This is a genomic window from Variovorax sp. RTB1 (assembly GCF_035018765.1).
Taxonomy (GTDB): Bacteria; Pseudomonadota; Gammaproteobacteria; order Burkholderiales; family Burkholderiaceae_C; genus Variovorax.
Map to the genome: position 1 here is coordinate 1 of NZ_JASJXG010000056.1, position 10,161 is coordinate 10,161.

Here is a 10,161-nt window from a genome sequence, read left to right on the forward strand (position 1 = left end):
CCCAGGATGTAGCGGCCTTGCTGCAGCGCGTCGATGGCGCTCGCGTGGACTTCCGTTGAGGAGACCAATGTCGTGCCCGTGCCCGTGCCTATGCCTGTGCCTATGCCGGTGCCGGTGCCGGTAGCGACGTACCAAAGTACGGCTAGCGTGCCCAGCGCGACATTGCGCGACGGCCCGACCACGATCGTGCGGCCCTTGAGTTGATCGGGGAGAAGCTTGCCTTCAAGCACATCGGAGTAAGAGATGGACGGATGGGCTAGTTCTCCGTGAAAGGGAATTCCCAGGTGCAAGTTGGTTCCTCTGGCAACAGCCTTCTGCACTGCCGGAACCGGATTGATCAACGCACCCACATACGGACTTGTCCCTTCATCTCCCCGCGCGAAGAGGTCGATGAACCGCAAAGATTCAATCGCACCGTCGGGCGCGAGGGTTGAATGGCCTACACCTGCGACCGCGGACGCGAAACGCTTGCGTCGTTCGAGAAAAGCTGCGTCTTGCTTCAGTACGGCGGGCGAGGGAGCGGCCTGCACCAAGAAAAAGACCCGCAATCTGCGCAGCGCAAGCTCCATCGCTGCATCGTCGTCCGCCGTCTGTGCGGGAAGGCCGAGACGGAAATTGAGAACTACACCCTCAGGTGCCTGCTGAGCGAGCTGCTCCAGAAATTGGGTGTGCACCGCTTCAGGCCAAGGCCACGGCCCGATTTTTTTAATACTCTCTTCATCAATTGAAATGATTTGAACCGCGGATTGCGGGAGTACCGGGAAGCTGGCCAAGACCCTGTCGTAGAAATGACCATCCACAATGGTCGGAATCGGCGACACGATCTTCCAGACAAGCGCCAAGGAAAACAACGTAGCAAGCGCAAATCGAAGGATGAGTTTTGCGTGTGCTGGCCAGACTTGCGCTGCCCAACGCTCAATTGATTGCATGTCCGGCCCCATCTGATCATCCTAATTTATGGTGCGCTGGCATCGTTGTCCACAGGTCCTTTGGAAGCTAAGGCGTTTACGCATACCGATGCCGAAGCGGGAACTCGCTTACTCAAGGTTCCACCGCCTTCGTGCTTTCAATCCCGGCGGCATCCGCAAGGTCGAGGTTGTGCTGGGAACACCCTGTTCTAGATCAAGTATCTGCGCCATGGCGTCACGTGCGCTGCCTGCCAATGCCGCCCGAGTTGCGCACCATCTCTCATTCACCGGACAGGTTCTGCTGCGGGGCCGCCCGGCCGGCCCCGCGGGGCGTCGTCAGCGCTGCAAAGCTCAATCGTTTTCAGGCCACTTCAGGCCCCAGTCCTTGATGACATCCTTCACGCGCCGATCGCCATCAGGCACCGGCTTGAGATCAGCGGCACGAAGGCCATCCCAGCAGTCAGCCCCTCGAAGTTACCGCGTCAACAGGGTTAAGCCTGACCCTTCGGTCGAGACAGAAAGCCGCCGCAGGCGGACACTCCGGCAAAGCTTTCGGAGACTTCCATGTTGCGCACGATCACGGCGTTGGCACTGGCGACTGTTCTTCCACTCAGCGTTACGGCGGCTGAGACGGCACGCGTAAAACCGCAGGGCAAAGCGCCACGAACGCATGCCGCTGAAAAAGGCTTTGCGAAGCCTCCCGCAGCCGATCCGAATGCCTTTGCTGCTGCCCTCGGAACCTATCCCGCCAAGGTCGAATATGCATCCAACGATGCGCCTTTCGTGGTGTTCGATGTCTCTCCCAGAAAGCTGGAGCCGACAGCTGGCGCCGCTGACCCCAGGGAGGCGTCGCTGATGTTCGTCGCGACCGACGTGTTGAGTTACGTGAATGTCTTCATGTATTCGACTTCAGCGCAAAGCGAGCCAAAAGATGTGCCCGGTCGCACGGCCTGCGGCAGCAAGACTCCCGGCCACTACAGCTGCGCAGTGCCGCTCGGGGCCGCACTGGCGCAACTGAAAGGCGGCGATGGCATCGTCGGCCTCCGCATCGAAACCGAAGGGCTCGATGGCGACCGCAGCACGGTCAGGGTGACATTGCCGGTGAAGGCGGCATCGCAAACTACGCTGCCCGCACCGTCGGCGCCAGGCCAGAACAACACGCCGAGTTACCGGCACGCACTGAGCTTCATCGTCGACCGCGCCAGCGACGTCAATCGCCCAGCAGTTCACCGATAGGCTGGAGGTCTTCGACGCGGTCGCAGACGGCCTTGAAGACCATCATGATCGGGATGCCGAGCAACAGGCCCCACACGCCCCACAGCCAGCCCCAGAAGATCACACCGACGAAGACGGCGAGCGGGTTCATGCGACTGGTGCGGCTGGTCAAAAACGGCAGCAGCAGATTGCCGACGAGGGTGTGGATCACCAGCGAGACACCGCCGATCACGAGCGCCATCTGGATGCTGTTGAACTGCAAAAAGGCGACCAGCCCCGCTGCGCCCATGACGATCACCGAGCCGATGTAGGGGATGAGATTGGTCACAGCGGCCAGGATGCCCCACACCGCGGCATTGCCAAGCCCCAGCGCCCAGAACGACAAGCCGGTCGCCAGGCCGACCAATGCGCTGGTGAAAATCTGGACGAGCAGGTAGCGCTCGATCTGCTTGGACATGTCGTCCAGCACGTGCACGGTGATCTTCTTTTTCTCCAGGCTCGGTCCGGTGATCTTCACCAGCTTGCGCCGGAATGTATTGCCCGACCCGAGCGCAAAGAACGTGAGAAACACCACCAAGGTGAGCTGCCCGGTTGCCGATAGCAGCCCGACGGTCCCGGTCCACATGTAGTCCCGCACATTGAACGCCGGGCGCTCGACGACCACGCGCGTGGCGCCGGTTCGGCTTGCGACCTTGGCCGAATTTTCTTCGGCTGCCCGCTCCAGTTGCGAAGCCGCCTGCTGCACGCTGTCGAGTGGCGTGCCGGTGCGCGCGGCTGCGCCCTGACGCACTTGCGCCCGCAGCTTTTGCGCCGCAAGGGGAAGCGAGTCGACAAGCTGTAACGCGCTACCGGCGAGGGAATAGGTGGTCCATGCGATCGCACCGCCCAATATCAACAGAATTGCGGCTGCACCGAACCAGCGAGAAATTTTTATCCGCTCGAGTCGCGTGACGAGCGGCGCCAGAGCGTAGGTGAGCAGCAGGCTCACCATCAGCGGAATGAACACCGCGGAAGCCCATTGCAACGCAAAAACCGTGGCCAGCACGGCCAGGACCACGAGCGAGGCACTGCGCACATCGACCGGCATGTGAAGCAGCACGCGCTCACCGTTTTTCTTCGCTCCCTCAGTAGAACTCGGTGCCTCAGGCGGTGGCCCCATCAGCGGTTCCAGCGCCGCCTCGATGACTGCCGGCAGTTCGACCGGAGACTCGTCTGCGGCGTGCGGTGTCACGGTGCTTCCTTCATCGCCTCGCGCACGGCACTGAGTTGCCGTCGAGACACGACGACCGGCTCTGGAATGCCTTCGAGGCGCAAGGCCCAGCCGTCGATGTCTTCACCGTCGTCGTACTTCTCGAGTGCGCGAATGGCCGCACGCGACACCAGCGCGTTGCGGTGCACGCGCACGAAGCGGTCGGCGTAGCGCTCTTCGAACTCGACCAGCGAACCGTCCAGGATATGGCTGCGTGTGGCGGTGCGCACCGTCAGGTATTTGTACTCCGACTTGAGGTACAGCACCTCCGACAGCGGCACGCGTTCGGCACGGCCGCGGTCCTGGATCAACAACGTTTCTTGCGGCGCCTCGGGCTGTTGTCCGCGGCGGTCTTTCAGGTAGCGCTCGACTTTTTGCAGCGCTTGCTGGAGGCGCTCGACGCGCACCGGCTTGGTGAGGTAGTCGACGGCATCGAGCTCGAAGGCGGTTACCGCATGCGCAGCGTGCGCGGTCACGAACACCACGGCTGGCGCGTCGCTGCGCGCCTTCAGGCTGCGCGCGACTTCGAGTCCGTCGATGCCCGGCATGTGGATGTCGAGCAGCACCAGGTCGAGGGGCGTGTTGGCCAGATGCTGCAGGGCTTCCGCGCCCTGTGCCGCTTCCGCAACCACTTCGGCGCCCGGCTCAGTGCACTCGCCGAGCAAGGTGCGCAGACGCGATCGTGCGAGCGCTTCATCGTCGACGATGAGAGTCTTCAAGTTCATCGGTTCGTCTCGCTTGCGGCGCTCTTGGAGTGGCGTCCGTTCATGAAAGTCAGTCGGCTTCCGCCGGAATGGCGATGCGCACGCGGTAATTCTGCTGATCGAGCCCGGCGCTGAACTGCGCCTGCATGTCGTGCAGCAGGCGCAACCGGTCGCGCACGTTGTCCAGCGCAATGCCGTGGCCGCGCGGCAGGGGCTGGTCGGCCCAACGCAACGGCGGCAGGCTGTTGATGACCTCGATCACCACCATGCTGCCGCGCCGTTCCGTGCGAATTCGCAGCTTGGCGCCGTCCGGACTGGGCTCGACGCCGTGCTTGACCGCGTTCTCCACCAGCGGCTGCAGCAGCAGGGGCGGCAGGCGCGCGCCACTCGCTGCCGCATCCAGATCCCAGCGAATGCGCAAGCGATTGCCGAAGCGCACCTGCTCGATCGCCAGATAGCGCTCGGCCAGCGCGATCTCGTCGGCCAGCGTGACCGACTCCCGTGGCTCGGCCAAGGCTTGCCGAAACAGCTCGCTCAGGTCTTCCAGCATCGCTTCGGCTTTGGCCGGCTCGTCGCGTACGAGGGCGATCGCACTGTTCAGCGTGTTGAACAGGAAGTGCGGTCGAATGCGCGCTTGGAGTTCTTCGAGTCGTGCCGTGGTGGCGGCCGGCGTGCGACCACGGGCGCGCAGAACCAGCGTCACCATCACCACCGCAGCGAACAGCCCACCGGCCAGCACGCTGGCGATCCACGGCGCCGACGCCAGCACGCCGGTCAGGCGCAGCAGGCCGCAGCCATAGAGCGCCGACAGCGAACCAAGCAAGCTGCCGACAGCGTACTGCGCGGGCCGTGGCAGGCGTCCGAGCACCTTCTTCAAGGCACAGGCCAACACCAGCCACAGCAACGTGGCCGGCAACGCGCCCCCCGTGACCGTAGCCGCCAAGGTGAGCCAGTCGGCCGGAGTCGGTGCAACGAAGAGCGTGGCAATCGCCACCACCGCTTCGACGAAAAGCACGGCCCGCAGCACCACCCCGATCTGGCAGGCGTCGAACAGCGCAGCGCCACCGTTCGGCGCTCTTCCCGCCGACCGCGCTGCAGAGGCCATTGCGGACGCACGCGTCTTCATGAGCGTTGCCGCTGCGGTTTTGGGAGAGGTGCCCGATAAAATCGACGGGTTGCGCATCGCAGAAACGGTGGGTGACTAACCCATTATTGCCTCCCGGCACGCCCCTCGACAGGCCCGTATGACCCAAAACCAACTCGACAAGAAATCCGAAGCCTGGTCGGCTCTCTTCTCCGAACCCATGAGCGATCTGGTGAAGCGCTACACCTCCAGCGTGTTCTTCGACAAAAGGATGTGGGAGGCTGACATAGAGGGGTCGCTGGCGCATGCTGCAATGCTCGCCGCACAAAAGGTCATCGGCGCGCAGGACCACGCCGCGATTCAAAGCGGGATGACACAGATTCGTGCCGAGATCGAATCCGGCGCTTTCGAATGGAAGCTGGACCTCGAAGATGTGCACCTGAACATCGAGGCACGCTTGACACAGCTGGTCGGAGATGCGGGCAAGCGCCTTCACACCGGCCGCAGCCGCAACGACCAGGTCGCGACCGACGTGCGCCTGTGGCTGCGTGGCGAGATCGACCTGATCTCCGCCCTGCTGATCGAATTTCAGAAGGCGCTGGTCGACATTGCCGACAAGAATGTCGAGGTCATCCTGCCTGGCTTCACCCATTTGCAGGTGGCCCAGCCGGTGAGCTTCGGCCACCACATGCTGGCCTATGTCGAGATGTTCGCCCGCGATGCGGCCCGCATGCTCGACGTGCGAAAGCGCGTCAACTGGCTGCCGCTGGGCGCCGCCGCACTGGCCGGTACCAGCTACCCGCTCGATCGCGAGATGGTCGCTAAGACGCTCGGTATGGTCGACGAGCACGGCCATGCCAACGTCTGCCAGAACAGCCTCGACGCAGTGAGCGACCGCGACTTTGCGATCGAGTTCACCGCTGCGGCCAGCCTGTGCATGGTGCACATCAGCCGCATGAGCGAAGAGCTGGTGTTGTGGATGAGCCAGAACTTCGCGTTCATCCAGATCGCCGACCGTTTCACGACCGGCTCGTCGATCATGCCGCAGAAGAAAAACCCGGATGTTCCCGAACTGGCGCGCGGCAAGACCGGCCGCGTGGTCGGCCATCTGATGGCGCTCATCACCCTGATGAAGGGCCAGCCGCTGGCCTACAACAAGGACAACCAGGAAGACAAGGAACCGCTGTTCGACACGGTCGACACCTTGAAAGACACGCTGCGCATCTTTGCCGAAATGATCGGCGGCATCACCGTCAAACCGGAGGCGATGGAAGCCGCTGCGCTGCGCGGCTACGCCACCGCGACCGACCTCGCCGACTATCTGGTGAAGAAGGGCCTGCCGTTTCGCGATGCGCACGAAACCGTAGCGCACGCGGTCAAGGCGGCCATATCGCACAAGGTCGACTTGTCGGAGTTGCCACTCACGGTGCTGCAGCAGTTCAACCCGAACATCGAAAAAGATGTGTACGACGTGCTGAGCCTGCGCGGCTCGCTCAACGCACGCAACACGCTCGGCGGCACGGCCCCGGTGCAGGTGCGGGCGCAAATCGCAAGGCACCGCGCACGCCTGGGCTGATCACCTTCAAAGCGTCGCGTTTGCACGCCTCGGTGCAACATGTGGCACGCTGAATCCGACACGCAAGCCCGCTCGTACCTTCTACATGACGCCCCATGTTCGACAATTCGCCAATGACAGCACTCAGCCCCGACGCCGAACTGATGGCGTTGATCGACCGTGTCGGCCAGCGCGACGAGACGGCATTGCGCCTTCTGTATGACCGCACCGCGCCCAAACTCTTCGGGCTCGCACTGCGCGTCGTGCGCCAGCGCGAGTGGGCCGAAGACGTGGTGCAGGAGGCTTTCATGACCATCTGGCGCGTTGCGGGCGACTACCGTGCCACGCTGAGCCCGCCGATGGCGTGGATGGGGCTGATCGTGCGCAGCCGGGCGCTCGACCTGCTGCGCAAGCGCACCGCCGATCGCGCCCATCTCACGCAGGAGTTCGACGAGATCATGGAGGGCACGATGCAGTCGGATGCGCCGGACCCTTCCGCGATAGCCGATGCGAGCGAGCAGGCGTGGGCCTTGCATCAGTGCCTGAGCCAACTCGAAGGCCGGCAACGCGAGGTGGTGAGCCTGGCTTACCTGCGCGACTTGAGCCACAGTGAACTGGCCGAGCAGCTCAAGCTGCCGCTCGGCACCGTCAAAACCTGGATTCGCCGCGGCCTCGAGAAGCTGCGCGTCTGTATGGGCCGCTTCGCCTGAAGCAAAACATGAGACGCACAGGGACTTATCCATGAACCTTTCTTCGCATCCTGAATTGCTCGAGCTGCTGGCTGCAAGCCACGCGCTCGGCACGCTGCGTGGCGGCGCCCGGCGCCGTTTCGAATCGATTGCGCGGGAGCAGGCACCAGTGCGCGCCGCGGCGCTGGTCTGGCAGAGCCGCCTGTCCAGCATGACCGAGTTGCAGGCATCGGTCACGCCCGACCCCGCTGTGTGGACACGCATTCGCAACATGATCGAGGCCGAACAAAGCGATCACGCCATGCAACGGCAGCGATCTGCGGCTGCAGCCATCCCGGCGGCTGTCGGTCCGGTCGGCTGGCTGCGCAGCCTGGCGTTGTGGCGCAGTGCCGCGGCCGCTGGCGCTTTGGCCACGGTGCTGGCGGTGGTCGTCGGCATCAACCTGCGCGATGAGCTGCGCAATGCGCCGGCCGTGCAGTACGTGGCCGTGCTGCAAGACGACAAGTCCGCCGCGTCGATGCTCGTCACCTTCGATCCAAAGAGCCGTCAGCTGGTGCTGCAGCGCGTGGGCAGCTACCAAACAGCCGCCGACCACTCGCTGCAACTCTGGGCCTTGCCACCGGGCGCCGCGCCGCGGTCACTCGGCGTGCTGGGCGACCAGCCGGCCCTGAAGCTCGCGGCCTCGGCATCGGAGATGCAGGCCGTGCCGACACTGGCGATCACCCTGGAGCCGCGAGGCGGCGTGCCACCCGGCAGCGGACCGACCGGCCCGGTGCTGTTCAAGGGTGCGCTGATCGAGAAAATGCTGTGATGCGATGCGCTTGATCGCGCACGGGCAGCGACTGAAGCTGCAGCTTGCCCTGTCGTTCTCGTGCGCATTCCTGCTGGGCGCGACGAATCTCTACGCGCAGCCCGTCACCAAGTCCATCGCGGACGCAGCCGCAGCAGATGCGGCGGTTACTGCCGCCGAGCAAGCCACGGCCACGCAATCCTTGGCCGCGCACGCACGGTGGCGTCAGGAGCTGGACGCTATCGCAGCCGCCGACCACGCACAACCGCCGCCGCTCGAGGGTGTGGTGTTCGTCGGCAGCTCGACCATCCGCCTGTGGCCGCATCTGGCGCAAGACTTTTCGCAGGTTCCCAATGTGATCCAGCGCGGCGTGGGCGGCTCGACACTGGCCGAGCACAGCGTGCTCGAGCATCAGCTCGTCGGCCAATACAAACCGAGGCAGGTGGTGGTCTATGCTGGCGACAACGACCTCGTCGAAGGCCAAACGCCGCTGCAAGTGCTGCACAGCTTTGCGCGTTTTGCCAATGCGGTGCGGGCCGACGCCCCGGATGCGCGCATCACCTTCATTTCGGTCAAGCCGAGCCCGTCGCGCGAGAAGGTCTTGCCGCAGGTCCGCGAGACCAACAACATCGTCTCAGCGTATCTGCGCACGTTGGGCAACAGCGATTACGTCGACGTGTTCACTCCCATGCTGGGTGCCGATGGACGCCCGCGAACCGAGCTCTTTCGCGGCGACCAGCTGCACATGAACGCGACCGGCTATGCGCTGTGGCAGTCGCTCATCGCTTCGCATCTGGTGCCGCCGGATTCTGCAATCGTGACATCGCCGACGGCAGCCGCGCCGCCGCGTTGACGGCTGACTTGCGCCGGTCCCAGCGCAACACCGCCCACGCCACCGCGTAGAGCCAGCCGAACACCGCGAGCAACAACAAGGCGTCGCCCCACCAGGGCCGGGCGGTCTGGCTGTCACCGTAGAAAGCCAGCACCGTGAGCACCGCGACCAGGTGCGCGCAAAAAACCGGCAACGACGCGGAGCCCATCGCCTCGAGCCATCGAAAGCGCGGCAGGCGTTCGATGATGGCGGGCCCGAAGCGCACCGCGAGGATGCCCAGCGCAGCCAGGTCGAGCAGGCGCAGCGGGCCGAGCTGCCACTTGTCGAACAGCAGGTTGAGTTCGACATCGCCGCCAAAAGGCGCCTGCCCGTGCGCGCCGAAGTGCCGCCACACCAGGCCGTACAGCGCGACCACCGCCGCGAGCGACACCAGCCATGACGGAAAGCGTAACGGCCTGGCATCGGGCGCGTTGCGGCTGGCGCCCAGCCACAGCCCGGTAAACCACAGGAACTGCCAGCCGAAGGTGTTGAACGCGCCCATTTCCTGGAACGGCACCGGCAAGCCCGTCCAGTGCACGGTGAAGGCATAGATCCATTCGCTCAGCCCTAACTGCGCAAGCACCCAGAGCGCCGTGCTCATCGCCATCACGCCGAGCCAGCCGTGGCGCAGGCCGAAGGCCATGACCCACGGGCTCAACAGCATGAAAAAGATGTACATCGGCAAGATGTCGAGCAGCGCCGGTTCGTAGATCAGCAGCAGGCTGTAGATGAAGCCTCGATGCGGCTGCGCGAGGTAGTACGACACCAGGTTCTTCACCGCCGCCTGGTCGATGCGCAGGCTCACCGCGGTGATCACGAAGAACAGAAACAGCAGCGTTGCGGCTTGGCTCAGATAAACCTTGAGCGCGCGCTTCCAGAAGGCACGCCGCATCGGATCCACGCCCTGGCTGTAACCGATGCGGCTGTACACCAGCCCCGACACAAAGGCCGACAACAGCACGAAACCCTCCGCCGCAGAGACAAAACCGAAAGGCTGGCCGAGCGGGTCGGTGAGCCGTGTCGGCAAGTGGGTGACGGTCATCAGCACGAGCATCAGCCCGCGCAGTGCATCGATTTCCCAGAGGCGTTTCATTGG

At 64.1% G+C, this 10,161-nt stretch carries 10 protein-coding genes; 5 read left to right on the plus strand and 5 right to left on the minus strand.

The features are described 5' to 3' along the window. On the minus strand, positions 1 to 941 hold a 941-nt coding region (locus QN397_RS23275; RefSeq protein ID WP_323502019.1), incomplete at its 3' end, for a CHASE2 domain-containing protein. A gap of 531 nt (positions 942 to 1,472) precedes the next feature. On the opposite strand from QN397_RS23275, the gene QN397_RS23280 reads away from it, so the two are divergent. After that, positions 1,473 to 2,144, plus strand: coding sequence for a hypothetical protein (locus QN397_RS23280; protein ID WP_323497576.1), 672 nt, complete (start codon positions 1,473 to 1,475; stop codon positions 2,142 to 2,144). Here the strand turns inward: QN397_RS23280 and QN397_RS23285 are convergent. The 3 genes from QN397_RS23285 to QN397_RS23295 are packed head-to-tail and all read right to left on the minus strand — an operon-like array spanning position 2,119 to position 5,202. Continuing rightward, on the minus strand, positions 2,119 to 3,354 hold the full coding sequence (locus tag QN397_RS23285) for an AI-2E family transporter (RefSeq protein WP_416352193.1): 1,236 nt from the start codon (positions 3,352 to 3,354) through the stop codon (positions 2,119 to 2,121). The genes QN397_RS23280 and QN397_RS23285 overlap by 26 nt on opposite strands. Beyond that, entirely contained in the window at positions 3,351 to 4,097 is a 747-nt protein-coding gene (locus tag QN397_RS23290; RefSeq protein WP_323497577.1) for a LytTR family DNA-binding domain-containing protein, read from the minus strand. The genes QN397_RS23285 and QN397_RS23290 overlap by 4 nt, the downstream gene beginning before the upstream one ends. A gap of 49 nt (positions 4,098 to 4,146) precedes the next feature. After that, positions 4,147 to 5,202, minus strand: coding sequence for a sensor histidine kinase (locus QN397_RS23295; RefSeq protein ID WP_323497578.1), 1,056 nt, complete (start codon positions 5,200 to 5,202; stop codon positions 4,147 to 4,149). A gap of 118 nt (positions 5,203 to 5,320) precedes the next feature. Here QN397_RS23295 and argH point away from each other — a divergent pair, with 118 nt between their 5' ends. The 4 genes from argH (at position 5,321) to QN397_RS23315 (ending at position 9,047) form a co-directional block, all read left to right on the plus strand. Then, the gene (gene argH, locus QN397_RS23300) at positions 5,321 to 6,736 is read left to right on the plus strand and encodes an argininosuccinate lyase (RefSeq protein ID WP_323497579.1); all 1,416 of its coding nucleotides are present in this window, start codon (positions 5,321 to 5,323) and stop codon (positions 6,734 to 6,736) included. A gap of 113 nt (positions 6,737 to 6,849) precedes the next feature. Further along, positions 6,850 to 7,425 (plus strand): sigma-70 family RNA polymerase sigma factor, encoded by a 576-nt coding sequence (locus QN397_RS23305; protein ID WP_323502020.1) that lies wholly within the window; start codon positions 6,850 to 6,852, stop codon positions 7,423 to 7,425. Between the two features lie 31 nt (positions 7,426 to 7,456). Further along, positions 7,457 to 8,215, plus strand: a complete 759-nt coding sequence (locus tag QN397_RS23310; protein WP_323497581.1) for an anti-sigma factor domain-containing protein — start codon at positions 7,457 to 7,459, stop codon at positions 8,213 to 8,215. Between the two features lie 4 nt (positions 8,216 to 8,219). Next, positions 8,220 to 9,047, plus strand: a complete 828-nt coding sequence (locus tag QN397_RS23315; protein ID WP_323497582.1) for an SGNH/GDSL hydrolase family protein — start codon at positions 8,220 to 8,222, stop codon at positions 9,045 to 9,047. On the opposite strand, the gene opgC is transcribed toward QN397_RS23315, so the two are convergent. Next, positions 8,974 to 10,158, minus strand: a complete 1,185-nt coding sequence (gene opgC, locus QN397_RS23320) for an OpgC domain-containing protein (protein ID WP_323497583.1) — start codon at positions 10,156 to 10,158, stop codon at positions 8,974 to 8,976. The genes QN397_RS23315 and opgC overlap by 74 nt on opposite strands. Between the last annotated feature and the right edge of the window lie 3 nt (positions 10,159 to 10,161).

Excerpts from the sequence above, each read along its gene's own strand:
- QN397_RS23280 (WP_323497576.1), top strand. The coding sequence starts at position 1,473 with ATGTTGCGCACGATCACGGCGTTGGCACTGGCGACTGTTCTTCCACTC.
- QN397_RS23290 (WP_323497577.1), bottom strand. The coding sequence starts at position 4,097 with ATGAACTTGAAGACTCTCATCGTCGACGATGAAGCGCTCGCACGATCG.
- QN397_RS23310 (WP_323497581.1), top strand. The coding sequence starts at position 7,457 with ATGAACCTTTCTTCGCATCCTGAATTGCTCGAGCTGCTGGCTGCAAGC.
- QN397_RS23305 (WP_323502020.1), top strand. The coding sequence starts at position 6,850 with ATGACAGCACTCAGCCCCGACGCCGAACTGATGGCGTTGATCGACCGT.
- QN397_RS23315 (WP_323497582.1), top strand. The coding sequence starts at position 8,220 with ATGCGCTTGATCGCGCACGGGCAGCGACTGAAGCTGCAGCTTGCCCTG.
- QN397_RS23295 (WP_323497578.1), bottom strand. The coding sequence starts at position 5,202 with ATGAAGACGCGTGCGTCCGCAATGGCCTCTGCAGCGCGGTCGGCGGGA.
- argH (WP_323497579.1), top strand. The coding sequence starts at position 5,321 with ATGACCCAAAACCAACTCGACAAGAAATCCGAAGCCTGGTCGGCTCTC.
- opgC (WP_323497583.1), bottom strand. The coding sequence starts at position 10,158 with ATGAAACGCCTCTGGGAAATCGATGCACTGCGCGGGCTGATGCTCGTG.